This is a genomic window from Streptomyces sp. NRRL F-5727 (genome assembly GCF_000719555.1).
GTDB lineage: Bacteria > Actinomycetota > Actinomycetes > Streptomycetales > Streptomycetaceae > Streptomyces.
This window is the reverse complement of record NZ_JOGX01000002.1, coordinates 211,168-234,861: the sequence shown is the minus strand read 5'-3', so window position 1 is coordinate 234,861 and position 23,694 is coordinate 211,168. Positions and strand designations below refer to the sequence as shown.

Here is a 23,694-nt window from a genome sequence, read left to right as displayed (position 1 = left end):
GGGTCAGGGGGAGGCGATCGAGGCGATGACGGCGATGACGACCGTGATGCCGAGCATCGCGCCGAGCACGATGAGCAGCTTCTTCTGGCCGCCCTGGGGCTGGGGTTCGAGAACGGGCATGGGCCCAGTCTCGCATCTCAGGACTGGTCCTCGACCGTCCGGTCCCGTCCGGCGAGCGTGCCCACGATCATCTGCGGCACCATCAGCCCGGCCATGAGGGCGATCGGCACGCCCCAGCCGCCGCTGTGCTGGTAGAGCACGCCGACGAGGAGGGGGCCGGGGATGGAGATCAGGTAGCCGACGGACTGGGCGAAGGCGGAGAGGCGGACGACGCCGGCGCCGGTGCGCGAGCGCAGGCCGATCATGGTGAGGGCGAGCGGGAAGGCGCAGTTGGAGATGCCGAGGAGCACCGCCCAGACCCAGGCGCCGGCGGCGGGGGCGAGGAGGAGGCCGGTGTAGCCGACGAGGCCGCTGGTGCCGAGGGCGACGACGATCGGGCCCTGGTGGCGCATGCGGGTGGCGAGGCGCGGGATGACGAAGGCGAGCGGGACGCCCATGACCATGGTGACCGCCAGCAGGACGCCCGCGGTGGAGGCGGGGACGCCGGCGTCGCGGAAGATCTGCGGCATCCAGCCCATGGTGATGTACGCGCCGGTGGCCTGGAGGCCGAAGAAGCAGGCCAGGGCCCAGGCGGTGCGGCTGCGGTACATCGGGCGCGGCGCGGCGGTCCGGGCGGCGGGCGGGGCCTCCTCGGCGGCGGCCGGGGCGCCCGGTTCCGTACGGGGGGTGCCGGTGCGGTCCTTGACGAGCGGGAGCCAGGGCAGGACGGCGAGGGCGGCGAGGACGGCCCAGACGCCGAGGCCGAGGCGCCAGTCGCCGTCGAGGGCGTCGGTCATGGGGACGGTCAGGGCGGCGGCGAGCGAGGTGCCGAGCGCCAGGGCCATCGAGTACAGCCCGGTCATGCTGCCGATGCGGTCGGGGAAGTACCGCTTGACGATCACCGGCATGAGGACGTTGCTGACGGCGATGCCCATGAGGGCGAGGGCGCTGGCGGCGAGGAAGGCGGCGGTGCCGGTCGCGAGGGGGCGCAGCAGCAGGCCGGCGAGGATGGCGGCCATGCCGGCGCAGACGACGGCGGCGGGGCCGAAGCGGCGGGCCAGCCGCGGGGCGGTGATGCCGAAGATCGCGAAGCAGAGCGGCGGCACGGAGGTGAGGACGCCGGCCACGGTGCCGCTCATGTGGAGGCCGGCGCTGACCTCTTCGAGGAGGGCGCCGAGGCTGGTGATCGCGGGGCGCAGGTTGAGCGCGGCGAGGACGAGTCCGACGGAGACGAGGCCGAGGGTCCAGCGGCCGGCGCGGGCGCCGTCCCGGGGCGGCAGGAGGTGTTCCTGGGCGGGGGCCGGCCGGGTGGCGGGCGCGGGGTCGAGGGTCTTCGGCTCGTCTGACATGGAGCCATCATAGAATCATGGGATGATTGGTTGTCCAATCTCGAACCAATCTTGAACCCACCTCGAACCACCGTCGACCCATAATCGAAGCGCTCGTCGAACCGATCGTCGAACCCGTCTCGCACCGCCCCGCTCCCCCACCGGAAAGTGAGTCTCCATGGCCCTCGGGCACCCCCGGCGCACCGGTCTGTCCGACCAGGTGATCGCCGAGCTGCGGAACCAGATCACCTCCGGCGAGTGGCCGGTCGGCTCACGGATCCCGACCGAGCCCGAGCTGGTCGAGCAGCTGGGCGTGGCCCGCAACACGGTCCGCGAGGCGGTCCGCGCCCTCGCCCACAACGGGCTGCTCGACATCCGGCAGGGCTCCGGCACCTACGTGGCGGCGACGAGCGAGCTGGCCGGGGTGATGCACCGGCGGTTCGCGGGCTCCGATCCGCGGCACGTGGCGGAGCTGCGCTCCACCCTGGAGTCGGCCGCCGCGCGGTTCGCGGCGCGGCGCCGCTCGGAGCGGGACCTGAAGCAGCTGGACGCGCTGCTGGTCCGCCGCGAGGAGGCGTGGGAGTCGGGGGACGCGGAGCGGTTCGTGACGGTGGACTCGGCCTTCCACCACGCGGTGGTGGCGGCGTCCGGCAACGAGGTGCTGACGGAGCTCTACGCGGACCTGGGCGATCTCCTGCGGGAGTGGCTGCGCGACGACGTGGGGCAGGTGCTGCGGCCGGAGAACCACATGGACCACGCGCGCCTGGTGGACGCGATCCGCGGCGGGGACGCGGAGCGGGCGGCGGAGGAGGCGGCCGGCTATCCGTTCATGTGCCTGGGCGGCCGGAAGGAGCAGGAGCCGCCGCCGGTTCGTGGGTGACCCACGCGGAGCGGACCTCCTTCCAGCAGCGGGCCGTGAGGGTCGCGTGGTCGGCGGGGGCGACGTCCACGGGCGCGCTGTCGGTGTCCAGGTCCCACCAGCGGTCGCACTCGACGTGCAGCCGTATCCGGTCGGTGCGCGGGTAGGGGTTCCGGCAGTGGGCGGAGACCCGGCTGCCCTCGACGACCGTGTGGCAGGAGGCGCCGAAGTTCTCCGGACCGTCGGCGGCGGGGGCGGCCGCGGCGGGTTCCTCGGCGGGGGCGGGGGCCGCGTGGACCTCCGCGGCGACGGCGGTCCCGAGAAGCAGGGCGGCGACCGAGGCGTAGGCGGCGAAGCCGCGGTGAAGCGCGCGCATGCCCGTACCTCCTCCCCGTGAGTAGCCGGAACGACACGCTCCGACCAGTCTGCGGTGATCCGCCGGACTTTTCGAGTCGGGGCTCCCGGACCCCGGAAATCGGCCGGGGCCGGGCCCGCGGTCCCCTGGGGGACGCGGGCCCGGCCCCGGCCGGAGCGGTGTGCGGGCGGCGTCAGGCGCCGATCGCGTGCAGGCCGCCGTCGACGTGGACGATCTCGCCGGTGGTCTTCGGGAACCAGTCGGAGAGCAGCGCGACGATGGCGCGGCCGGCCGGCTCCGGGTCGGAGAGGTCCCACTCCAGCGGGGAGCGGCTGTCCCAGACCTTCGCCAGCTCGCCGAAGCCCGGGATGGACTTCGCGGCCATGGAGCCCAGCGGGCCGGCGGAGACCAGGTTGCAGCGGATGTTCTGCTTGCCCAGGTCGCGGGCCATGTAGCGGCTGGTGGCCTCCAGGGCGGCCTTGGCCGGGCCCATCCAGTCGTACTGCGGCCAGGCGAACTTGGCGTCGAAGGTGAGGCCGACGACCGAGCCGCCCTCGCTCATCAGCGGCAGCAGCGCCATGGTCAGGGACTTCAGGGAGAAGGCCGAGACGTGCATGGCGGTGGAGACGGACTCGAACGGCGTGTTGAGGAAGTTGCCGCCCAGGGCGTCCTGCGGCGCGAAGCCGATGGAGTGCACGACGCCGTCGATGCGGTCGCCGAGGTGCTCGCGGACCTGGCCCTCCAGGCGGGCGAGGTGCTCGTCGTTCGAGACGTCGAGCTCCAGGACCTTGACCTTCTCGGGCTGCGGCAGCTTCTTCGCGATGCGCTCGGTCAGCGTCGGCCGGGGCCAGGCGGTGAGGATGATCTCCGCGCCCTGCTCCTGGGCCAGCTTCGCGGCGTGGAAGGCGATGGAGGACTCCATCAGCACACCGGTGATGAGGATCTTCTTGCCCTCGAGGATTCCAGCCATGATCAGTGACCCATTCCCAGTCCGCCGTCAACCGGGATGACGGCTCCAGTGATGTACGAGGCGTCGTCGGAGGCGAGGAACCGCACGGTCGCGGCGATCTCCGCCGGCTGCGCGTAGCGGCCGAGCGGGACCTGCGACACGATGCCCGCGCGCTGCTCGTCGGTGAGCACGGCGGTCATGTCGGTGTCGACGAAGCCGGGCGCGACGACGTTGAAGGTGATGTTCCGCGAGCCGAGCTCACGGGCGAGCGAGCGGGCGAAGCCCACCAGGCCGGCCTTGGAGGCGGCGTAGTTGGCCTGGCCCGCGGAGCCGAGCAGACCGACGACCGAGGAGATGAGGACGACGCGGCCCTTCTTGGCGCGGAGCATGCCGCGGTTGGCGCGCTTCACGACCCGGAAGGTGCCGGTGAGGTTGGTGTCGAGGACGGACGTGAAGTCCTCCTCGGACATGCGCATGAGGAGCTGGTCCTTCGTCACGCCGGCGTTGGCCACGAGGACCTCGACCGGGCCGTGCTTCTCCTCGATCTCCTTGTACGCCTGCTCCACCTGCTCGCCGTCGGTGATGTCGCACCGGACGGCCAGGCAGCCCAGTTCGGCGAGCTCGGCCGGCGGCTCGCCCGACCGGTAGGTGTACGCGACCTTGTCGCCCGCCTCGGCGAACGCGCGGGCGATGGCGAGGCCGATGCCCCGGTTTCCTCCGGTGACGAGAACCGAGCGGCTCAACGGATCACCCTTTCGATCAGCGGTCTGGTACCTCGAAAACCTATCGGTCCGTCCCTCGATCCGCGGAATCGGGCCCTGACAGTGGCGTACGGATGTCACTGTCGGGTCCCTACAGAAATCCCTGGGCATCCCGACCCAAAGCGCGACATGATCGGGACGACCGGTCGCACACGACAGGAGACAGCTGTGCCAACTGAGGCCCATTCCATCGATCCGGCCTTCACGGCCCTGCCGCTGAGGGCGCTCGCCGACGCCGCGCTCGCGCGGGCGCGGGCGCTCGGTGCCGAGCATGCCGACTTCCGCCTCGAAAGGGTCCGCTCCGCGTCCTGGCGGCTGCGGGACGCCAGGTCGGCGGGTTCGTCGGACACCACCGACCTCGGGTACGCGGTGCGGGTCGTGCACGGCGGCGCCTGGGGCTTCGCCTCCGGGGTCGACCTGACGATGGACGGGGCGGCGAAGGTCGCCTCCCAGGCCGTGGCCATGGCCAAGCTCTCCGCGCAGGTGATCGCCGCCGCGGGCTCCGACGAGAGGGTCGAGCTGGCGGCGGAGCCGGTGCACGCGGACAAGGTGTGGGTCTCCTCGTACGAGATCGACCCGTTCTCCGTGCCGGCAGAGGAGAAGAGCGCGCTGCTCGCCGACTGGTCGGCGCGGCTGCTGCGGGCCGACGGGGTGGCGCACGTGGACGCCTCGCTGCTCACGGTCTTCGAGAACAAGTTCTACGCGGACACGGCGGGCACCGTCACCACCCAGCAGCGGGTGCGGCTCCACCCGGAGATCACGGCGATCGCCGTGGACGGCACGACCGGCGAGTTCGACTCGATGCGGACGATCGCGCCGCCGGTCGGGCGGGGCTGGGAGTACCTGACCGGCACCGGCTGGGACTGGGACGGGGAGCTGGAGGAGATCCCGGAGCTGCTCGCCGAGAAGATGCGGGCCCCGAGCGTCGAGGCAGGCCGGTACGACCTGGTCGTCGACCCGTCCAACCTGTGGCTGACGATCCACGAGTCGATCGGCCACGCCACCGAGCTGGACCGGGCGCTGGGGTACGAGGCGGCCTACGCGGGCACCTCCTTCGCCACCTTCGACCAGCTGGGCAAGCTGGCGTACGGCTCCTCGGTGATGAACGTGACCGGTGACCGCACGGCCGAGCACGGGCTCGCGACGATCGGCTACGACGACGAGGGCGTCGAGGCGCAGTCCTGGGACCTGGTGAAGGACGGGACGCTCGTCGGCTACCAGACGGACCGGCGGATCGCGAGCCTCACCGGCCTGGGGCGGTCCAACGGCTGCGCGTTCGCGGACTCCCCCGGGCACGTGCCGGTGCAGCGGATGGCGAACGTGTCGCTCCAGCCCGACCCGGGCGGCCTGTCGACGGAGGACCTGATCGGCGGCGTGGAGCGGGGCGTCTACGTGGTCGGCGACCGGTCCTGGTCGATCGACATGCAGCGGTACAACTTCCAGTTCACCGGGCAGCGCTTCTTCCGCATCGAGAACGGCCGGCTGGCCGGGCAGCTGCGGGACGTGGCGTACCAGGCCACCACCACCGACTTCTGGGGCTCGATGGAGCAGGTCGGCGGCCCGCAGACGTACGTCCTCGGCGGTGCCTTCAACTGCGGCAAGGCACAGCCGGGCCAGGTCGCCGCCGTCTCGCACGGCTGCCCCTCCGCCCTCTTCCGGGGCGTCAACATTCTGAACACGACGCAGGAGGCCGGTCGATGATCGCGACCATGACGGACGGGACCCTCTGCTGGGGGTCCGGGGGTCGCCCCCCGGGTAAGCACAGCCTGAACACGACGCAGGAGGCCGGTCGATGAGCCGCGTCAGCAAGCCGTACGAGATCGTCGAGCGGGCGCTGGAGCTGTCCCGCGCGGACGGGTGTGTCGTCATCGCGGACGAGGAGTCCTCGGCCAACCTGCGCTGGGCGCGCAACGCGCTCACCACCAACGGCGTGACCCGGGGCCGTACGCTCACCGTGATCGCGACCGTGGACGGCTCCGAGGGCACCGCCTCCGGGGTGGTCTCCCGGTCCGCGGTGACCGCGGAGGACCTGGAGCCGCTGGTGCGGGCCGCCGAGGCGGCGGCGCGGGCGGCCGGACCCGCCGAGGACGCGCAGCCGCTGGTGGCGGGCGTGCCCGCCTCCCCCGACTTCACCGACGCGCCCGCCGAGACCTCCTCCGCCGTCTTCGCCGACTTCGCGCCGGCGCTCGGCGAGGCGTTCGCCCGCGCCCGGGCCGGCGGCCGGGAGCTGTACGGCTTCGCCCACCACGAGCTGACCTCCACCTACCTGGGCACCTCGACCGGGCTGCGGCTCCGGCACGACCAGCCCAACGGCACCCTGGAGCTCAACGCCAAGTCGCCTGCGGCCGCCGAGGGCCGTTCCCGCTCCGCCTGGGCCGGGCGCTCCACCCGGGACTTCAAGGACGTCGACCCGGCGGCGCTCGACGCCGAGCTGGCCGTCCGGCTGGGCTGGGCCGAGCGGCGGATCGAGCTGCCGGCCGGGCGGTACGAGACGCTGCTGCCGCCGACCGCCGTGGCCGACCTGCTGATCTACCAGATGTGGTCCTCGACGGCCCGGGACGCGGTGGAGGGCCGTACGGTCTTCTCCCGTCCCGGTGGCGGCACCCGGCTCGGCGAGACCCTCTCGCCGCTGCCGCTGACCCTGCGCAGCGACCCGAACGAGCCGGGCCTGGAGTCCGCGCCCTTCGTGATCGCGCACGCCTCCGGCGACGACGAGTCGGTCTTCGACAACGGTCTGCCGGTCGCCCCGGTGGAGTGGATCCGGGCCGGCGCGCTCGACCGCCTGATCACCACCCGGCACACGGCGGGCCTCACCGACCTGCCGGTGGCGACCGGGGTGGGGAACCTGATCCTGGACGGCGGCGGCGAACGCTCGCTGGAGGAGATGGTGGCCGCCACCGAGCGCGGGCTGCTGCTGACCTGCCTCTGGTACATCCGCGAGGTGGATCCGGCGACGCTGCTGCTCACCGGTCTGACCCGGGACGGCGTCTACCTCGTCGAGAACGGCGAGGTGGTCGGCGAGGTGAACAACTTCCGGTTCAACGAGTCGCCGGTGGACCTGCTGTCGCGGGCCACCGAGGCGGGCCGGACGGAGCGGACGCTGCCGCGCGAGTGGAGCGACTGGTTCACCCGGGCCGCGATGCCCGCCCTGCGGGTGCCCGACTTCAACATGAGCTCGGTCAGCAAGGGCGTCTGACCCGCCTAGACTGGGCTGTCACCCCGTAACTAGCCAAGGAGACTGACGACCGTGACGGACATCGTCGACGAGCTGAAGTGGCGTGGGCTCTTCGCCCAGTCCACCGACGAGGACGCCCTGCGCAAGGCTCTCGCGGACGGTCCCGTCACGTTCTATTGCGGTTTCGACCCGACCGCGGCCAGTCTCCACGTCGGCCACCTGGTCCAGGTGCTCACCGTCCGCCGGCTCCAGCAGGCCGGTCACCGGCCGCTGGCGCTGGTCGGCGGGGCCACCGGTCAGATCGGTGACCCGCGGCCGACCGCCGAGCGCACCCTGAACGACCCCGAGACGGTCGCGAACTGGGTGAACCGGCTGCGTTCCCAGATCGAGCCCTTCCTCTCCTTCGAGGGGGAGAACGCGGCGGTCATGGTGAACAACCTGGACTGGACCGCCGGCATGTCGGCGATCGAGTTCCTGCGGGACATCGGCAAGCACTTCCGGGTCAACAAGATGCTGACCAAGGACTCCGTCGCCCGCCGGCTGGAGTCCGAGCAGGGCATCAGCTACACCGAGTTCAGCTACCAGCTGCTCCAGGGCATGGACTTCCTGGAGCTGTACCGGCGCTACGGCTGCACGCTCCAGCAGGGCGGCTCGGACCAGTGGGGCAACCTGGTGGCCGGCCTGGACCTGATCCACCGGCTGGAGCCGGGCGCGGAGGTCCACGCCCTCGCGACGCCGCTGATGGTCAAGGCGGACGGCACCAAGTTCGGCAAGACCGAGAGCGGCGCCGTCTGGCTGGACCCGGAGATGACCACGCCGTACGCGTTCTACCAGTTCTGGCTGAACGTGGACGACCGGGACATCTCCACCTACATGCGGATCCTCTCCTTCCGGTCCCGTGCGGAGCTGGAGGAGCTGGAGGCGCAGACCGCCGAGCGGCCGCAGGCGCGGGCCGCGCAGCGGGCGCTCGCCGAGGAGCTCACCACGCTGGTGCACGGCGCCGAGCAGTGCGCGGCCGTCATCAACGCCTCCAAGGCGCTGTTCGGGCAGGGCGACCTGGCCGAGCTGGACGAGCCGACGCTGGCCGCCGCGCTCTCCGAGCTGCCGCACGCCCGGGTGACCGAGCTGGGCCAGGTCGTGGACCTGTTCGCCGAGGTCGGCCTGGTGGCGAGCAAGTCGGCCGCGCGGCGCACGGTGAAGGAGGGCGGCGCCTACGTGAACAACGTGAAGGTGACCGCCGAGGACGCCGTCGTCGAGGCCGGCGAGCTGCTGCACGGCCGGTGGCTGGTGCTGCGGCGCGGCAAGAAGAACCTGGCGGCGATCGAGTACGCCGGCTGAGCGCCGGACACGACACGCACCGAGGCCCGGTACGGCAGTCGCCGTACCGGGCCTCCCGGTTCTCCGCCCGCGTCAGGCGCGCTGCCGGTTGCCCTTGATCGAGGCCCAGAGCATGTCGCCGACGCCGACGACGAGCACGGCGCCGATGAGCTGCAGCAGGTGACGGGTCCAGTCGATGCCCTTGGTGTCCTCGACGCCGATCCAGCCGGCGACCGCGTTGCCCAGGACGCTGCCCAGAATGCCGAAGATCGTCGTCAGCCACAGCGGGATCTGCTGTTTGCCCGGCAGGATCGCCTTCGCGATCAGACCCAGGACGAAACCGACGATGATCGCCCACAACCAACTCATAGCCGCCTCCTCGTGCGCATGTGGCCCCAGTCTCGGCGCATCGGCCATACGGCGCATGTCGGACGCCTCCGTACGTGCCCCGGTCTCGTCGGGCGGGGACGCTGGGCGTACGGTGGTCCGAGGTCCGGACCGGGGAGGGTCCGGCGTGAGCGGCGGGTGGTGGAACGCGATGCGGAAGCGAGGCGGACCCGAGGTCTTCCGGATCACCGGGGCCCGGCAGGGGCTCGCGGACGACGTCCGGGGCAGGCAGCGGCGGTACGTCATCTCCATGTCGGTCCGGACGCTCTCCGTGATCGCGGCGGCGGTGCTGTGGAACGTCGAGCGGCACGTGGCGGTCGTGGCCCTGGCGCTGGGGGTGCTGCTGCCGTACGTCGCGGTGGTGATCGCGAACGCGGGGCGCGAGTCCGCCCCCTCGCTCCCGTCGGCGTATCTGTCCTCGCCGGTGCGGCCGGCCCTCGGCCCGGCCGAGGGCGCGGCGGAATCCGGAGCGGAACGGCCGTACGGACGCGCCTGAACCGGCCCCCTGTTCCCCGGTCACGGAACGTGGCGGGAGAGCCGCCGGGAACCTCAAGAAAAGCTCAGATCAATCATGAAGTTCCGGTGCACCGTACCGGGTGTGCCGTGACATACTGCGTACGCGCTCCGCATCCCCCGTCGGAGCGACGGACCGATGCCGGGCAGCTCCCCCCGTGGCTGCTCGGCATCGCCCTTGCTGGACAATGATCAGGTGAGTGAAGAGAAGCCGATCTGTTCCGCCAAGGGCTGCCGCGCCGACGCCGTCTGGGTCCTCGCGTGGAACAACCCCAAGGTGCACACGCCCGAGCGGCGCAAGACCTGGCTCGCGTGCGAGGAGCACCGCGAGCACCTCTCCCAGTTCCTGGGCGTGCGCGGTTTCCTGAAGGACGTCGTGCCCTTCGCCGAGTGGGAGTCCGCGGACCCCGGCTCAGCCGCCGATCGCTGACATCGGGCGGTCCGGCTGGAGGAAGCTCGGGTCGTCCAGGCCGGAGCCGGCCTTCTTCCCCCACATCGCCTTCTTCCACAGCTCCGCGACATCCGCATCCGGCGCGTCCGAGCGGAGCGCGGCCCGCAGGTCGGTCTCCTCGGTGGCGAAGAGGCAGGTGCGGATCTGTCCGTCGGCGGTGAGCCGGGTCCGGTCGCAGGCCCGGCAGAACGGGCGGGTGACGGAGGCGATGACGCCGACCGTGTGCGGGCCGCCGTCGACGACCCACCGCTCGGCGGGGGCGGAGCCGCGCTCGTCGGCGCCCTCGGGGGTGAGGGTGAAGCGGGTGCGGAGGGACTCCAGGATGTCGCCGGCGGTGATCATGCCGTCGCGCTTCCAGCCGTGCTGGGCGTCGAGCGGCATCTGCTCGATGAAGCGGAGCTCGTATCCCTGCTCCATGGCCCAGGCGAGCAGGTCGGGGGCCTCGTCCTCGTTGAGCCCCGGCATCAGGACCGCGTTGACCTTCACCGGGGTGAGGCCGGCCTCGCGGGCGGCGGCCATGCCGTCGAGGACGTCGTGGTGGCGGTCGCGGCGGGTGAGGGTCTTGAAGACCTCGGGCCGCAGGGTGTCGAGGGAGACGTTGACCCGGTCCAGGCCGGCCGACTTCAGGGCGGCGGCGGTGCGCTTGAGGCCGATGCCGTTGGTGGTCAGGGACATCCGGGGGCGGGGCTCCAGGGCGGCGCAGCGCTCGACGATCCCGACCAGGCCGGGGCGGAGCAGCGGCTCGCCACCGGTGAAGCGGACCTCGGTGACCCCCAGGTCGGTGACGGCGATCCGGATCAGCCGGACGATCTCGTCGTCGGTGAGGAGGTCGGGCTTGGCCAGCCACTGCAGGCCCTCCTCGGGCATGCAGTAGGTGCAGCGCAGATTGCACCGGTCCGTGAGGGAAACGCGCAGGTCAGTGGCGATTCGGCCGTACGTGTCGAGGAGCACCGGGCCCCCTCCCCTTCTCCAGGTTCGCTTCTCTTTCGAGCCTACGTGACGGCGCGGACCGCGGGCACGGGCCGATTGTCACGAGGACGGAGCCGGCCGCGTCGTAGAACTCTACGACGCGGCCGGTGGCTTGTTGCGGACCGTATACGACCCGTTGCGATGCGGTCAGTGCTCGACGGCGGCGGCGGTGCCGACGCCGGTGAGGGACTTGACCTCCAGCTCGGCGTACTTGCCCTTGTCCGGCTCCTCCTTGGAGAGGAGGGAGCCGAGCCAGCCGAGGAGGAAGCCGAGCGGGATGGAGACGAGGCCCGGGTTCTCCAGCGGGAACCAGTGGAAGTCGACGCCCTTGAACATGGAGTTCGGTCCGCCGGAGACGACCGGCGAGAAGAGGACGAGGAGGACGGAGGAGATCAGGCCGCCGTAGATCGACCAGAGCGCGCCCTGGGTGGTGAACCGCTTCCAGAAGAGCGAGTAGAGGATCGTCGGCAGGTTGGCCGAGGCGGCGACGGCGAAGGCGAGGGCGACCAGGCCGGCGACGTTGAGGTCGCGGGCGAGGGCGCCGAGGGCGATCGAGACGATGCCGATGAAGACGGTGGACCAGCGGGCGGCCCGCATCTCCTGCTTCTCGGTGGCCTGTCCGCGCTTGATCACGTTGGCGTAGATGTCGTGCGCGAAGGACGAGGAGGAGGCGAGGGTCAGTCCGGCGACGACGGCCAGGATGGTGGCGAAGGCGACGGCGGAGATGACGGCGAGGAGGATGGCGCCGGCGGTGGAGTCGGCGCCGCCGCCGACCTCCAGGGCGGTGAGCGGGGCGGCCGTGTTGCCGGCCTTGTTGGAGGAGGTGATGGTCTCGGGGCTCAGCAGGGCGGCGGCGCCGAAGCCGAGGACGATCGTCATCAGGTAGAAGGCGCCGATGATGCCGATGGCCCAGTTGACCGACTTCCGGGCGGCCTTCGCGGTCGGCACCGTGTAGAAGCGGATCAGGATGTGCGGCAGGCCGGCGGTGCCGAGGACGAGGGCGATGCCGAGGGAGAGGAAGTCGAGCTTCGAGGTCTCGGTGAGGCCGTACTTGAGGCCGGGCTCCAGGAAGGAGTCGCCCTTGCCGCTGTTGGTCGCGGCGGCGCCGAGCAGGTCGGAGAGGTTGAAGTCGAACTTCAGCAGGATGAGGAAGGTGATGAGGAGGGTGCCGGCGATGAGCAGCACGGCCTTCACCATCTGCACCCAGGTGGTGCCCTTCATGCCGCCGATGGTGACGTAGACGATCATCAGGACGCCGACCAGGGCGACGATCGCGATCTTGCCGCCGTCGCTGGTGATGCCGAGGAGCAGCGAGACGAGGACGCCGGCGCCGGCCATCTGGGCGAGCAGGTAGAAGATCGAGACGACGATGGTGGAGGTGCCGGCGGCGGTGCGGACCGGGCGCTGGCGCATCCGGTAGGCGAGGACGTCGCCCATGGTGAAGCGGCCGGAGTTGCGCAGCGGTTCGGCGACCAGGAGCAGGGCGACGAGCCAGGCGACGAGGAAGCCGATGGAGTAGAGGAAGCCGTCGTAGCCGTAGAGGGCGATGGCTCCGGAGATGCCGAGGAAGGACGCGGCGGACATGTAGTCGCCGGAGATCGCCAGGCCGTTCTGGAAGCCGGTGAACTGGCCGCCGCCGGCGTAGAAGTCGGCGGCGCTGCGGGTCTGCCGGCCGGCCCAGACGGTGATGGCGAGGGTGGCGACGACGAAGGCCCCGAAGAGGGCGATGATCAGCGGCCGGTGCTCGGCGGTGGCGCTGTCGGCGGCGAGGAGGACGGGGGCGGTGGCGAGGGTGCTGCTCATGCGTCGCCCTCCATACGGGCCTTGATGGCCTCGCCCTTGGGGTCGAGGCTGCGGGCGGCGTGGCGGGAGTAGAGCCAGGCGATGAGGAAGGTGGTGGCGAACTGGCCGAGGCCGAGGACGAGCGCCACGTTGATGTTGCCGAAGAGGCGGGTGCCCATGAAGCCGCCCGCGTAGTTGGAGAGCAGGACGTAGAGCAGGTACCAGGTGATGAAGGCGATCGTCAGGGGGAAGGCGAAGGAGCGGTAGGTGCGGCGGAGCTCGCCGAACTCCTCGCTCTGCTGGACCTCGACGAACTGCTCCGTGGTGGGCCCGGCGGGACCGGGGCCGGTCTCGGTGCCCTTTCTCGGCGGCGGCGGTGCTTCGGTAGCCACGGACTCTCCTCGTGACGCGGGGACGGACGGCATGGTCAAGGGGGCCTCACCTGGGGGTGCGGGAACGGGGCGCCTGCTGGAGCCCCTCCCCTGCTCAACGGCACGGAGCCGGATGCGAAGTGGTTCAGCGGAGTGGATTTCTTCCCGGAAATCTTCATTTCGTCTTCTCAACTCATTGATGAGCAGGGAAGATCAGCGATAGCTTCACTCGTCATGCACCTGCCCGGACGCGACCCGCGTCCGGGCAGTACATACGGATGATGTGGAGAACCCATGGCTCATCTGGGATCGAGGCGCGGCCGAGTACTCGCTCTGCCTGCTGGTCTCGCGCTCACCGCTTCGCTCGGCTTCCTTCCCTCCGGCGCCGCCTCCGCCGCGGAACTGAGCGATGCCCCGGCGGCCGCCACCGTCGCGGCGACGGGCGAGAAGCTCTCGTACGTCGTCAACATCGAGGGTGGTCGCTGGACCGCCGACTCGGTGAAGAAGGCGATAGCCGCCGCCGGCGGCGAGGTCGTCATCGCGTACGACCAGATAGGCGTCATCGTCGTCCACTCGCAGAACCCCGAGTTCGCGAAGACGATCCGCCAGGCCCGCGGTGTGGTCTCGGCCGGTGCGACCCGGACCGCCCCGCTCACCGTCCAGGGCGACGACTCCGTCGGCGGTGCCACGGAGGAGCTGACCGCGGCCGAGGCCATGGCCGCCGCGGCGACCGCCGCGGACGGTCAGGACCCGCTGGAGCCGCTGCAGTGGGACCTGCCGGCCATCAAGGCCGACAAGGCGCACGAGAAGACCCTCGGCAGCAGCAAGGTGACGGTCGGCGTCATCGACACCGGTGTGGACGACACCCACCCGGACCTGGCGCCGAACTTCGACACCGCGGCCTCCGCGAACTGCGTCTCCGGCAAGCCGGACACGACCCCCGGTTCGTGGCGTCCCAACCCGGGCGAGTCGGACCACGGCACCCACGTGGCCGGCACGATCGCCGCCGCGAAGAACGGTGTCGGCGTCACCGGCGTCGCCCCGGGCGTCAAGGTCTCCGGCATCAAGGTGTCGACCCCGGACGGCTTCTTCTACACCGAGGCCGTGGTCTGCGGCTTCGTGTGGGCGGCCGAGCACGGCGTCGACATCACGAACAACAGCTACTACACCGACCCGTGGATGTTCGCCTGCAAGACGGACGAGGACCAGAAGGCCCTCGTCGAGGCGGTCACCCGGGCGACCCGGTACGCGGAGAAGAAGGGCACGGTCAACGTGGCCGCGGCCGGCAACTCCAAGTTCGACCTCGCCGCCGACGAGATCCTGGACAACTCCAGCCCGAACGACACCGTTCCGGGCGACCGGATCATCGACCCGAGCGAGTGCTTCGACTACCCGGCCCAGCTGCCGGGCGTCGTGACGGTCTCCGCGACCGGCGCGAAGGACCTGAAGGCGTCGTACTCGAACTACGGTCACGGTGTCATCGACATCGCCGCCCCCGGCGGTGACCGCACCGAGTACCAGACCCCGGACGCCCCGGCGGTCAACGGCCGCATCCTGTCGACCACGGTCAACGGCGGCTACAACTACAAGGCCGGTACGTCGATGGCGTCGCCGCACGCCGCCGGTGTGCTCGCGCTGCTGAAGTCGACGCACCCGAAGGCGAGCCCGGCCGCGCTGAAGGCGCTGCTGTACGCGCAGGCCGACGAGCGCGCCTGCACCAACCCGTACGACATCAACGGCGACGGCACCGTCGACGCGGTCTGCGAGGGTGGCAAGGAGAAGAACGGCTTCTACGGGGCCGGTCTGGTGGACGCGCTGGACGCCGTCCGCAAGTACTGACGCTCGGAGAGGGCCCCGGTGTGGTCTGCAGCACCGGGGCCCTCTCGCGTGTCCGGGGGGTGGCACCCGGTGCCATAGTGCGGGCATGGAGAACACGGTTCGGAGCGGTACGGAAGCACTGTGGGCGGTTCTCGGCGGCGATCCCGCCCTGGTCGACCGGGTGGAGTACGGCGGGGTGGCGGGACTGCTGCCGGCCCGGCTGCCGGTGATGGACCTGGCCCGGGCGACGGTCGCGGTCTGCGGTCTCGCTGCCGTGGAGCACGCGCGCGTGGCGGGCCCGGTGCGGGTGGACGACGGGGCCGTGGCCACCGCCTTCGTGAGCGAGCGTCACCTGCGGGTGGACGGGCGGGCGCCGGTGAGCTTCGCGCCGCTGTCGCGGTTCTGGCGGGCGGCCGACGGCTGGGTCCGCACCCACGCCAACTACCCGCACCACAGGGCAGCGCTGCTGGCGGCGCTGGGCGCGGCGGACTCGGTGGAGGCGGTCGCGGAGGCGATCGGCGGGCGGAAGGCCGTCGACGTGGAGTCGGCGGTGTACGCGGCCGGGGGCCTCGCGGTGGCGCTGCGGACGCCCGGCGGGTGGGCCGCCCACGCGCAGGGCCGGGAGGTGGCGGCGCGGCCGGTGCTGAGCCGGGAGCGGCTCGACGAGGCCCCGCCCCGGCGGCGGACGGGTCCGCTGCGGGTGCTCGATCTGACCCGGGTGATCGCGGGGCCGGTGGCGACCCGGACGCTGGCGCTGCTCGGCGCGGACGTGCTGCGGATCGACCCGCCGGGGAACCCGGAGCTGCCGGACCAGCACGCGGACACGGACGTCGGGAAGCGGACGGCGGCCCTGGACCTGGACCGGCCCGCGGACCGGCGGAGCTTCGACGAGCTGCTGGACGCGGCGGACGTGCTGGTGACCGGCTACCGGCCGGGGGCGCTGGAACGGTACGGGCTGGAGCGGCCGGGTCTGGTGACGGCCCGGCTGTCGGCGTGGGGCGACTACGGGCCGTGGGGCGGCCGGCGGGGCTTCGACAGCCTGGTGCAGGTGGCGACCGGGATCGCGGTCGAGGAGGGGTCGGCCGGGGAGCCGGGGGCGCTGCCGGCGCAGGCGCTGGACCATGGCACGGGGTATCTGCTGGCCGCGGCGGTGCTGCGGTCGCTGACGGAGCAGGAGCGGGACGGCGGCAGCCGGCTGGTCCGGCTCGCGCTGGCGCAGACCGGGCACTGGCTGACGCACGGGCTGCCCCGGTACGACCCCGGGCGGTACCTCGCGGAGTCGGAGGGCCCGCTCGGGCGGCTGCGGCACGCGCTGTCGCCGGTGGCGTACGAGGGCGGCCCGGCGGGCTGGTCCCGCCCGCCGGGCGTCGCGGGGGCGGACGCCCCGGTGTGGGCTACGGCCTGACGAGGACCTTGAGGGCGGTGCGCTCGTCCATGGCCTTGTAGCCGCCGGGGACGCCGTCGAGGTCCACGGTGAGGTCGAAGACCGGCGACGGGTCGATGGTGCCGTCGAGGACGTCGGCGAGCAGCTCGGGGATGTAGGCGCGGACGGGGGCGACGCCGCCGCGCAGGGCGATGTTCCGGTCGAACATGACGGAGAGGTCGAGGCCGGTGCCGGAGCCGTGCGGGACGCCGACGTAGCCGATGGAGCCGCCGTCGCGGGTGATGTTCACGGCGGTGCGCATGGACTGCTCGGTGCCGACGGCCTCGATGACGCCGTGGGCGCCCTGGCCGCCGGTGAGTTCGCGGACGGCGGCCTCGGCGGCCTCGCCGCGCTCGGCGACGACGTCGGTGGCGCCGAAGGCGCGGGCGATGTCGGTGCGGGCGGTGTGGCGGCCGAGGGCGATGATCCGCTCGGCGCCGAGCCGCCGGGCGGCGAGGACGCCGCAGAGGCCGACGGCGCCGTCGCCGACGACGGCGACGGTGGAGCCGGGGCGGACGCCGGCGCCGAGGGCGGCGTGGTGGCCGGTGCCCATGACGTCGGAGAGGGCGAGCAGGGCGGTGAGCAGCCGGTCGTCGGAGGCGGCGCCGGACGGGAGCTTGACGAGGGTGCCGTCGCCGAAGGGCACGCGGACGGCCTCGCCCTGGCCGCCGTCGGAGCCCACGGAGCCCCAGAAGCCGCCGCGGGGGCAGGAGGTCTGGAGGCCCTCGGCGCAGTACTCGCAGGTGCCGTCGGACCAGACGAAGGGGGCGACGACGAGGTCGCCGGCCTTGAAGCCGCGGACCTCGGAGCCGGTCTCCTCGACGACGCCGAGGAACTCGTGGCCGATCCGCTGGCCGGGCTGCCGGGCGGACTCCCCGCGGTAGGCCCACAGGTCGCTGCCGCAGATGCAGGCGCGCAGGACCCGGACGACGACGTCCGCGGGGTCCTGGACGACCGGGTCGGGCACCTCCTCCACGCGCATGTCGAACGGGGCATGGATGGTGGTGGCGCGCATGGTTCCTCGCTGTCAGCTGGTCGTACGACGTTCACCGTACATCGCGCGCAGGACACCGGCGGTCAGCAGGCACTGGGCGGCGATGTAGGTCAGCATGACCCAGAAGTCGGGGACCGGCAGCTGCGGCCACTCCGCGATGCCGGTGGCGATCAGGGTGTCGGAGAGCAGGAAGAGCGCGCCCCCGGTGCCGGCGAGGACGCCGAGCGAGCCGGCGCGGTACGCCATGGCGGCGAGCAGCAGCGAGTAGCCGGCGACGGGGATGCACAGGTCGGCGGGGAGGCCGGGCCAGAGGGCGACGAGGGTGCCGGCGAGGACGAGGGCGTAGCCGGCGCCGAGGGCGGGCGAGGTGCGGCGGCGGCCGAACAGCACCAGGTAGCAGACGTGGCCGAGGGCGAAGGAGCCCATGCCGGCGAGGAACGCCCCGTCGGCGTCGAGCAGCAGGAGGACGTCGCCGCCCCAGCCCAGGAGCAGCGCGGCGAGGAGCGGCGCCGGGGCGCCGCGGGTGGCGGCGTACGCGGCGAGGAGCGGCATCAGGAGGGGCTTGGCGACCAGGTGCCCGGTGTCGGCGCCGGCGAGCAGTGAGCCGAGGTCGACGGCGGCGGCGAGGAGGAAGGCGCCGCACAGGACCCCGGCGAGGGTGGTGCGGGCGGGACGGGCGGCGTCGGCGGTGGCGGGCTGGGTGGTCACGCGGCGGGCTCCGGGGCGGTCGGGTCGTGGTGCGGGGCGGTACGGGGCTCCGGCTGCCGGCCGGGTCCGCGCAGGATCGGGATCTTCCCCAGGGCGTCGAAGGCGAGGCTGCCGCGGCTGGTCGCGGCGTCCTTCGTCTCGTACCCGGCGGCGTCCCCGTCGGGGTGCAGCCGGCAGCCCACCCTCTCGACGACGGTGAGCAGGACGAACGCCGGTATGGACCGGAGCACGACATCGGGCAGGTGGGGCATGGCGTCGACGGTAGGGCGCGCCCGCGCGGACGGCCAGACGTCGTTACCGACAAGTATGCGAGACGAGTTGTCAGCAGTGTTTGGCCGCTTCCGACAAGGCGCCGCGCCCGGGGCCCGCGGTGTCAGACCCCCGCGACGTCCAGGAGGGAGCCCGCCGCGTAGGTGACGGCCATGGCGAGGGCGCCGCCGGCGACCGTGCGGAGGGTGGCCCTCGGGGCCGGGGCGGCGGCCAGCCGGGCGGCCCACCAGCCGGTGAGGGTGAGGGCGGCGAGGACCGAGGCGACGGTGACCCAGAGGCGGACGGAGGCGGGCGGCAGGACGATCGCGAGCAGCGGGAGCAGGGCGCCGGCGGTGAAGGCGAGGAAGCTGGCCCAGGCCGCGTGCCAGGGCTTGGTGAGGTCGTCGGGGTCGATGCCCAGCTCCACGCGCGCGTGGGCCCTGAGCGCGTCGCGCGCGGTGAGCTGTTCGGCGGCCTCGCGGGCCACGGCGGGGCTGAGGCCGCGGGCGGTGAGGAGCGCGGTCAGCTCGTCGAGTTCGGCCGCCGGGCTCTCGCGCAGCTCGCGCTTCTCGGTGGCGAGGGCGGCGTCCTCGGAGTCGCGCTGGACGGAGACGGAGACGTACTCCCCCGCCGCCATGGAGAGGGAGCCGGCCAGCAGGCCGGAGAGGCCGGCGGTGAGGAGGGCGGCCTGGGACTCGGTGGCACCGGCGACGCCCACGACCAGACCGGCGGTGGAGACGATGCCGTCGTTGGCTCCGAGCACGGCGGCCCGGAGCCAGTTGAGCCGGGAACCCAGTCCACCACCGTGGGCCTCGGGTACGGGGGGTGCGGTCACCCCTGGAGGTTCGCACCCCCCGGCCCCCGGCACACGCACCGACCCGCCCCGGTGCCGCCCCGCCCCCGGCGTGCGTCGCACCGGCGGCGGAAGGGGCCGGACCGGGGCGGGCCGTGCGGTCACCAGACGCGGACCGAGCCGCCCGGGGCGAAGGCGGGGCTGGTGGCGGCGGGCGGGATCGTGTCCAGCGGCGTGGCGATCTCCTCGACGGTGGGGCCGTGGACCGCCGCGAGCCGGTCCAGGAGGGCGAGGTCGAAGCCGTAGACGCGGGCCGCGTTGCCGCCGACCATCGCCGCCACCTCCTCGCGCGGCAGGCCCGCGTAGGCGATCCGGAGCCCTTCCCGGGAGTACGGGGTGGTGCCCTCGTCGTGCGGGTAGTCGCTGCCCCACATGATCTTGTCGAGGCCGATCCGGTCCCGCAGCGGCACCTCGTGCGGGCGCATGAAGCTGGCGCCGACGAAGCAGTTCTCCCGCCAGACCTCGCCGGGGCTGCGCCCCATCGCGTCCGCCAGGCCCGCGCCGAACCTGGACTCGGCGGTGGCCGCCCGGCCCGCCGCCGCGACCAGCCGCCCGTGGTAGTAGTCCAGCATCTCCATCACCCCGGGGATCCAGCCGGAGCCCTGCTCGGTGAGGACCAGCCGGAGCCCGGGGTGGCGGCGGAAGGCGCCGCCGAACACCAGGTGCCACAGGGCCCGGTGGGAGAACCAGGTGGTCTCCACCATGAAGACGGCCCGGGCGGCCGGTTCGTCGCCGAGCGGCGGGGAGGCGGAGCCGCCGTGGTGGTTGACGGGGACGCCCAGCTCCTCGCAGACGGCCCAGATCGGGTCGTACGTCTCCGAGTACAGCTCCGGCAGTCCGCTGCCCGGCGGGGTGCCGGGCAGCAGGACGCCGCCGGTGAGGCCGGCCGCGTGACCGCGGCGGATCTCGCGGACGGCCTCGTCGACGTCGTTGAGGAGGATCTGGGCGACGCCCGCGCGCCGGCCGGGGGCCTGCGCGCAGAAGTCGGCGAGCCAGCGGTTGTGGGCGCGCAGCCCCGCCCAGCGCCGCTCGAACTCCTCCCGGGTGGGGGCCGGGGCCATCAGGGAGGCGGAGGGGAAGAAGGGCGGGATGGTGTTGGGGAAGACGACCTCGGCCACGATCCCGTCGGTTTCCAGCTCGCGCAGCCGCCGGTCGGAGTTCCAGTTGCGGTCGGCGGTGTCGGCCAGCAGGTCCTCGTACGGGTTGACGTACGTGGCTGCCCAGGCGTCGAAGTCGTCGTGGTGGCGCTTCTCCAGGTACGGCTTGTAGTCGAGGAGGTCGGCGCCGGCGTGGCAGTCGGCCGAGATCACCGTGTACCGGTCGGTCATGGCGTGGCTCCGATCACCGGGAAGTCACCGCCGGTCAGCCAGTGCCGGCCGGTCTCGCGGGAGCGGGCCCAGGACGCCTCGACGGCGGTCTGGTCGGCGGGCTGGCCGAGGTCGGCGGGGGTGGGGCCGATCCGTCTGGCTATCGGATCCAATATTCGAATATCGAATCCGAAGACCTCGGCGGCGGCCAGACCCAGCATCCGCCGGGTCTCCCCCACCGGGATGTCGTGGAAGGTGTTCCGCAGCCAGGTCCGGGTGTTCGGCCAGGTGCCCTCCGGGTGCGGGAAGTCCGAGCCCCACAGGATGTTGTCGACGCCGATCTCGTACCGCTGCGCCAGCTCGCGCCGCTTGGTGTTGGTGGCGCAGACGAAGACCTGCCGGTCCAGGTACTCGCTCGGCGGGCGCCGCAGCTCGGCGAAGGGCGAGAGCTTCTTGCCGCCGTGCGCGCCGAGGTAGAGCCGGTCCATGAACCACAGCAGGTTCGGCAGCCACCAGCAGCCGGACTCGGCGACCCCGAACCGCAGCCCCGGGTGGCGCTCGAAGACCCCGGACCAGAGCAGGAACCACAGCGGCCGGGCCGGCCACCAGGTGACCTCGGAGACGTAGATGCCGAGGTGGTCGCCGTACTCCTCGCGGGGCGCCGCGCCGGAGTGGGTGACGACCGGCATCCCGGTCTCGGCGGCGGCCGCCCACACCGGGTCGTACCGCCGGTCGTGGTAGGGCGCCTTGTCGACCCACATGGAGGGGATCATCAGGGCACCGAGCCCGGACTCCTTGGCCCGGTGGATCTCGGCGACGACCTCGCGCGGGTCCGCGGTGACCGGCAGCAGGGCGACGCCGCAGTGCCGGGCCGGGGCGTGGGCGACGAACTCGGCGAGCCAGCGGTTGTGCGCCTTGGCGCCCGCCATGCCGAGCTCGGGGTCCTGGTCGCCGGAGAGGCCGAGGCCGACGCCGAAGGGGGCGGCGGTCTGGCTGTCGACGGCGTCCGCGTCGGGGAAGACGACCTCGGCGGCGACGCCGTCCCCGTCCAGCTCCTTGATCCGCTGCGCGTGGTCCCAGCCGCCGCGCAGCCCCTCCTCGTGGTCGCTGAACCATTTGGCGGCGAAGTCCTCGTTGCGCACCCCGAGGCGGGTCATGGCCTCGCGGCGGGCCTGCCGGCCGGCGAGGAAGTCGTCGAAGGCCCGGTGGAAGCGGGACTCCAGGTAGGGCCGGTACTCCTCGGTGGGCAGTCCGGCGTGACAGTCGGAGGAGATGATCAGATACGGGTCCTCGTGGCTCATGGCCACCCCCCTCAGTCGAGGATGAAGCTCTCCAGATAGGTCGGGTCGGCGCGGTCGAGCATCGACTGCGAGCGCGCCCTGATCTGCCGGTCGCTGTGCTCGCTCGCCGGGAGCATCCAGAACCGGCCGGCCCTGATCCCGTCGACGACGTGCTCGGCGACCTCCTCGACGGGGGTGAAGGCGATCTCGTGGCCGGCCTCCTTCATGGCGGCCTCCCACTGGTCGAGGGTGCGGTACGGGGTCCGGCGCGGGCGCTCCTTGGCGTACCGCTCGGGCCGGTTGCGGTGCGACTCCCACAGTCCGGTGCGGAGCATGTGGGGTCCGGGGAAGAGCACGGAGGCGCCCACGCGCGCGTGCTCGGCCTTCAGATGGGCGTAGAGGGACTCCGTCATGGTGACGACGGCCGCCTTGGTGACCGCGTAGACGGAGGCGGTGGGCAGCGGGGCGATGCCGCCGTCGCCGGACGAGGTGTTGACGACGTGGCCGGGTTCGCCGCCGGCGAGCATACGGGGGACGAACGCCTGGATGCCGTGGAAGACGCCCCAGACGTTGACGGCGAAGGCCCACTTCCAGTCGCTCGGCTCGTGCTCCCACATGCGGCCCTCGGCGCCGGAGCCGACGCCGGCGTTGTTGCAGAGGACGTGGACGGCGCCGAAAGTGTCGTAGGCGGCGTCGGCGAAGGCCCGTACCGCCCGCGGGTCGGAGACGTCCACGGTCCGGGCGAGGACCTGCGCCCCCTCGGCCATCAGTTCGTCGGCGGCCTCGGCGAGCGGTCCGGGCTCGACGTCGCCGAGGACGACGGCGAGTCCCTCGGCGGCGAAGCGGCGGGCCATGGCCCGGCCGATGCCGCTCGCGGCGCCGGTGACGACGGCGACCTGCCCTTCCCGGAGTTCCATCAGACGCTTCCTTCCGGGGGGCCGTCGAGGATCTGCGCGGGGTCGTCGTAGCGCTGGTGGACGTAGGGCAGCAGGGCCTCCGCGGAGACCCGCTCGGCGACCCGGCCGCGCTGGTCGGAGGTCTTCTCCCCGAGGGTGATCTCGACGAGCCGGCGGACCGGGAGGTCGGCGACGGGGTCGTACATGGACTCGCGCAGCACGACGTCGCCGGTGATCCGCTCCAGGCTGCGGACCCGCTCGTTGCGGACGCAGTGGACGAGGACCGGGTCGGCGTCGAATCCGGAGCCCTCGACGCCGGGCAGGAACTTGAAGTAGAAGTCGGTCTTCTCGGCCGGCTCGGGCAGCGGCAGCGGGCCGGAGACGGCGCCGCGCACCTCGACGAAGGCGATGCCGTGCCGGGCGAGCCGGGCGCCGACCACGAGCCCGTCGCGCTCGACGACGACCTCGCCGAGCTTCTTCGGCTCGCCGAAGACCTCCCGGCCGCCGATCAGGGCCCGCTCGTGGGTCATCGGCATGACCAGCGGATACCAGCCCTCGGTGGCGCCGTGCGCGGCGGCCACCGAGACCGAGCCGGCGCCGAGAGGACAGCCGGGCAGGTCCACCTTGCTGATGGTGACCCGGACGAGGGGGCGCCCGGTGGGTTTCAGCGGGGGCGGCAGGACGGCCGCGACCGCGTCGGGGTCGGTCTCCCAGAGGGCGACCACCCCGGTGGACCAGATGTCGGGGAGCTTCGCGGCGGCGGCGCGGGCGGCGGCGCTCTCCGCCGCGGTGCGCGCCCCGTACCGTACTCGTGCCATGTCGTACCACCCTTCCGGACGGATACGGTCCT

The 23,694-nt window shown here is 72.7% G+C and carries 24 protein-coding genes and 1 pseudogene; 8 read left to right on the top strand and 17 right to left on the bottom strand.

The genetic code is table 11. From position 1 onward, the window contains the following. Window positions 1-3: 3 nt before the first annotated feature. Both IF73_RS42530 and IF73_RS0102630 read right to left on the bottom strand, forming a co-directional pair. The gene (locus IF73_RS42530) at window positions 4-120 is read right to left on the bottom strand and encodes an SGM_5486 family transporter-associated protein (protein ID WP_267883563.1); all 117 of its coding nucleotides are present in this window, start codon (window positions 118-120) and stop codon (window positions 4-6) included. A gap of 17 nt (window positions 121-137) precedes the next feature. After that, window positions 138-1,448 carry a CynX/NimT family MFS transporter gene (locus tag IF73_RS0102630; RefSeq protein WP_031002966.1) on the bottom strand — a complete coding sequence of 437 codons (1,311 nt, stop codon included), beginning with the start codon at window positions 1,446-1,448 and terminating at the stop codon, window positions 138-140. Between the two features lie 157 nt (window positions 1,449-1,605). Between IF73_RS0102630 and IF73_RS0102625 the strand changes: the two genes are divergently transcribed. Further along, the gene (locus IF73_RS0102625) at window positions 1,606-2,307 is read left to right on the top strand and encodes a FadR/GntR family transcriptional regulator (protein WP_031002964.1); all 702 of its coding nucleotides are present in this window, start codon (window positions 1,606-1,608) and stop codon (window positions 2,305-2,307) included. Here IF73_RS0102625 and IF73_RS0102620 read toward each other — a convergent pair. The 3 genes from IF73_RS0102620 to fabG all read right to left on the bottom strand — a co-directional run bounded on the left by IF73_RS0102620 (window position 2,255) and on the right by fabG (window position 4,333). Further along, window positions 2,255-2,662 carry a hypothetical protein gene (locus IF73_RS0102620; protein WP_031002962.1) on the bottom strand — a complete coding sequence of 136 codons (408 nt, stop codon included), beginning with the start codon at window positions 2,660-2,662 and terminating at the stop codon, window positions 2,255-2,257. The genes IF73_RS0102625 and IF73_RS0102620 overlap by 53 nt on opposite strands. 172 nt (window positions 2,663-2,834) lie before the next feature. Next, window positions 2,835-3,611, bottom strand: a complete 777-nt coding sequence (gene fabI / locus IF73_RS0102615) for an enoyl-ACP reductase FabI (protein WP_030492754.1) — start codon at window positions 3,609-3,611, stop codon at window positions 2,835-2,837. Between the two features lie 2 nt (window positions 3,612-3,613). After that, on the bottom strand, window positions 3,614-4,333 hold the full coding sequence (fabG, locus tag IF73_RS0102610) for a 3-oxoacyl-[acyl-carrier-protein] reductase (protein ID WP_031002960.1): 720 nt from the start codon (window positions 4,331-4,333) through the stop codon (window positions 3,614-3,616). Between the two features lie 207 nt (window positions 4,334-4,540). On the opposite strand from fabG, the gene IF73_RS0102605 reads away from it, so the two are divergent. The 3 genes from IF73_RS0102605 (at window position 4,541) to tyrS (ending at window position 8,864) form a co-directional block, all read left to right on the top strand. After that, window positions 4,541-6,052, top strand: coding sequence for a TldD/PmbA family protein (locus IF73_RS0102605; protein ID WP_402311807.1), 1,512 nt, complete (start codon window positions 4,541-4,543; stop codon window positions 6,050-6,052). Between the two features lie 91 nt (window positions 6,053-6,143). After that, window positions 6,144-7,547 carry a metallopeptidase TldD-related protein gene (locus IF73_RS0102600; protein WP_031002956.1) on the top strand — a complete coding sequence of 468 codons (1,404 nt, stop codon included), beginning with the start codon at window positions 6,144-6,146 and terminating at the stop codon, window positions 7,545-7,547. A gap of 51 nt (window positions 7,548-7,598) precedes the next feature. Further along, window positions 7,599-8,864: a tyrosine--tRNA ligase gene (tyrS, locus tag IF73_RS0102595; RefSeq protein WP_031002954.1), complete on the top strand. Its 1,266-nt coding sequence runs from the start codon at window positions 7,599-7,601 to the stop codon at window positions 8,862-8,864. A 72-nt stretch (window positions 8,865-8,936) separates the two neighbouring features. Here tyrS and IF73_RS0102590 read toward each other — a convergent pair whose 3' ends face one another. Continuing rightward, window positions 8,937-9,212: a GlsB/YeaQ/YmgE family stress response membrane protein gene (locus IF73_RS0102590; RefSeq protein WP_031002952.1), complete on the bottom strand. Its 276-nt coding sequence runs from the start codon at window positions 9,210-9,212 to the stop codon at window positions 8,937-8,939. A gap of 169 nt (window positions 9,213-9,381) precedes the next feature. On the opposite strand from IF73_RS0102590, the gene IF73_RS0102585 reads away from it, so the two are divergent. Both IF73_RS0102585 and IF73_RS0102580 read left to right on the top strand, forming a co-directional pair. Beyond that, the gene (locus IF73_RS0102585) at window positions 9,382-9,726 is read left to right on the top strand and encodes a DUF3099 domain-containing protein (protein ID WP_031002950.1); all 345 of its coding nucleotides are present in this window, start codon (window positions 9,382-9,384) and stop codon (window positions 9,724-9,726) included. Window positions 9,727-9,939: 213 nt separating this feature from the next. Then, window positions 9,940-10,173, top strand: coding sequence for a hypothetical protein (locus IF73_RS0102580; protein WP_031002948.1), 234 nt, complete (start codon window positions 9,940-9,942; stop codon window positions 10,171-10,173). On the opposite strand, the gene moaA is transcribed toward IF73_RS0102580, so the two are convergent. The 3 genes from moaA to IF73_RS0102565 all read right to left on the bottom strand — a co-directional run bounded on the left by moaA (window position 10,156) and on the right by IF73_RS0102565 (window position 13,337). Next, window positions 10,156-11,145: a GTP 3',8-cyclase MoaA gene (moaA, locus tag IF73_RS0102575; RefSeq protein WP_031002946.1), complete on the bottom strand. Its 990-nt coding sequence runs from the start codon at window positions 11,143-11,145 to the stop codon at window positions 10,156-10,158. The genes IF73_RS0102580 and moaA overlap by 18 nt on opposite strands. 165 nt (window positions 11,146-11,310) lie before the next feature. Beyond that, a complete protein-coding gene (locus IF73_RS0102570) occupies window positions 11,311-12,966 on the bottom strand; it encodes a cation acetate symporter (protein WP_031002944.1) in 1,656 nt (551 codons plus the stop codon). Continuing rightward, window positions 12,963-13,337 carry a DUF485 domain-containing protein gene (locus IF73_RS0102565; RefSeq protein WP_031002942.1) on the bottom strand — a complete coding sequence of 125 codons (375 nt, stop codon included), beginning with the start codon at window positions 13,335-13,337 and terminating at the stop codon, window positions 12,963-12,965. The genes IF73_RS0102570 and IF73_RS0102565 overlap by 4 nt, the downstream gene beginning before the upstream one ends. A 273-nt stretch (window positions 13,338-13,610) precedes the next feature. On the opposite strand from IF73_RS0102565, the gene IF73_RS0102560 reads away from it, so the two are divergent. Both IF73_RS0102560 and IF73_RS0102555 read left to right on the top strand, forming a co-directional pair. Beyond that, on the top strand, window positions 13,611-15,155 hold the full coding sequence (locus IF73_RS0102560; RefSeq protein ID WP_031002940.1) for a S8 family peptidase: 1,545 nt from the start codon (window positions 13,611-13,613) through the stop codon (window positions 15,153-15,155). Between the two features lie 85 nt (window positions 15,156-15,240). Further along, window positions 15,241-16,539: a CoA transferase gene (locus IF73_RS0102555; RefSeq protein ID WP_031002938.1), complete on the top strand. Its 1,299-nt coding sequence runs from the start codon at window positions 15,241-15,243 to the stop codon at window positions 16,537-16,539. Here the strand turns inward: IF73_RS0102555 and IF73_RS0102550 are convergent. From IF73_RS0102550 to IF73_RS0102515, 8 genes and pseudogenes are all read right to left on the bottom strand, one after another. Further along, a complete protein-coding gene (locus tag IF73_RS0102550) occupies window positions 16,529-17,572 on the bottom strand; it encodes a zinc-dependent alcohol dehydrogenase family protein (RefSeq protein ID WP_031002936.1) in 1,044 nt (347 codons plus the stop codon). The two genes, IF73_RS0102555 and IF73_RS0102550, sit on opposite strands and share 11 nt — an antisense overlap. Before the next feature lie 12 nt (window positions 17,573-17,584). Continuing rightward, a complete protein-coding gene (locus IF73_RS0102545; RefSeq protein WP_031002934.1) occupies window positions 17,585-18,259 on the bottom strand; it encodes a lysoplasmalogenase in 675 nt (224 codons plus the stop codon). Between the two features lie 71 nt (window positions 18,260-18,330). Further along, window positions 18,331-18,510, bottom strand: a pseudogene (locus IF73_RS0102540) (sterol desaturase family protein); the annotation flags it as partial. 122 nt (window positions 18,511-18,632) lie between these two features. Beyond that, complete coding sequence (locus tag IF73_RS0102535) at window positions 18,633-19,343, bottom strand: VIT1/CCC1 transporter family protein (protein ID WP_031002931.1); 711 nt, start codon at window positions 19,341-19,343, stop codon at window positions 18,633-18,635. A 119-nt stretch (window positions 19,344-19,462) separates the two neighbouring features. Beyond that, entirely contained in the window at window positions 19,463-20,689 is a 1,227-nt protein-coding gene (locus IF73_RS0102530; RefSeq protein WP_031002929.1) for an amidohydrolase family protein, read from the bottom strand. After that, window positions 20,686-21,969 carry an amidohydrolase family protein gene (locus IF73_RS0102525; RefSeq protein WP_031002927.1) on the bottom strand — a complete coding sequence of 428 codons (1,284 nt, stop codon included), beginning with the start codon at window positions 21,967-21,969 and terminating at the stop codon, window positions 20,686-20,688. Before IF73_RS0102525 ends, IF73_RS0102530 begins: the two co-directional genes overlap by 4 nt. 11 nt (window positions 21,970-21,980) lie before the next feature. Next, complete coding sequence (locus tag IF73_RS0102520) at window positions 21,981-22,865, bottom strand: SDR family NAD(P)-dependent oxidoreductase (RefSeq protein WP_031002925.1); 885 nt, start codon at window positions 22,863-22,865, stop codon at window positions 21,981-21,983. Next, window positions 22,865-23,662: an acetoacetate decarboxylase family protein gene (locus IF73_RS0102515; protein WP_031002923.1), complete on the bottom strand. Its 798-nt coding sequence runs from the start codon at window positions 23,660-23,662 to the stop codon at window positions 22,865-22,867. The genes IF73_RS0102520 and IF73_RS0102515 overlap by 1 nt, the downstream gene beginning before the upstream one ends. Window positions 23,663-23,694: the final 32 nt, after the last annotated feature.

Bases quoted from the DNA above. Each gene is read 5' to 3' on its own strand.
- IF73_RS42530 (WP_267883563.1), bottom strand. From the start codon at position 120: ATGCCCGTTCTCGAACCCCAGCCCCAGGGCGGCCAGAAGAAGCTGCTC.
- IF73_RS0102630 (WP_031002966.1), bottom strand. From the start codon at position 1,448: ATGTCAGACGAGCCGAAGACCCTCGACCCCGCGCCCGCCACCCGGCCG.
- IF73_RS0102625 (WP_031002964.1), top strand. From the start codon at position 1,606: ATGGCCCTCGGGCACCCCCGGCGCACCGGTCTGTCCGACCAGGTGATC.
- IF73_RS0102620 (WP_031002962.1), bottom strand. From the start codon at position 2,662: ATGCGCGCGCTTCACCGCGGCTTCGCCGCCTACGCCTCGGTCGCCGCC.
- fabI (WP_030492754.1), bottom strand. From the start codon at position 3,611: ATGGCTGGAATCCTCGAGGGCAAGAAGATCCTCATCACCGGTGTGCTG.
- IF73_RS0102600 (WP_031002956.1), top strand. From the start codon at position 6,144: ATGAGCCGCGTCAGCAAGCCGTACGAGATCGTCGAGCGGGCGCTGGAG.
- IF73_RS0102590 (WP_031002952.1), bottom strand. From the start codon at position 9,212: ATGAGTTGGTTGTGGGCGATCATCGTCGGTTTCGTCCTGGGTCTGATC.
- IF73_RS0102585 (WP_031002950.1), top strand. From the start codon at position 9,382: ATGCGGAAGCGAGGCGGACCCGAGGTCTTCCGGATCACCGGGGCCCGG.
- IF73_RS0102570 (WP_031002944.1), bottom strand. From the start codon at position 12,966: ATGAGCAGCACCCTCGCCACCGCCCCCGTCCTCCTCGCCGCCGACAGC.
- IF73_RS0102560 (WP_031002940.1), top strand. From the start codon at position 13,611: ATGGCTCATCTGGGATCGAGGCGCGGCCGAGTACTCGCTCTGCCTGCT.
- IF73_RS0102555 (WP_031002938.1), top strand. From the start codon at position 15,241: ATGGAGAACACGGTTCGGAGCGGTACGGAAGCACTGTGGGCGGTTCTC.
- IF73_RS0102550 (WP_031002936.1), bottom strand. From the start codon at position 17,572: ATGCGCGCCACCACCATCCATGCCCCGTTCGACATGCGCGTGGAGGAG.
- IF73_RS0102530 (WP_031002929.1), bottom strand. From the start codon at position 20,689: ATGACCGACCGGTACACGGTGATCTCGGCCGACTGCCACGCCGGCGCC.
- IF73_RS0102525 (WP_031002927.1), bottom strand. From the start codon at position 21,969: ATGAGCCACGAGGACCCGTATCTGATCATCTCCTCCGACTGTCACGCC.
- IF73_RS0102520 (WP_031002925.1), bottom strand. From the start codon at position 22,865: ATGGAACTCCGGGAAGGGCAGGTCGCCGTCGTCACCGGCGCCGCGAGC.
- IF73_RS0102515 (WP_031002923.1), bottom strand. From the start codon at position 23,662: ATGGCACGAGTACGGTACGGGGCGCGCACCGCGGCGGAGAGCGCCGCC.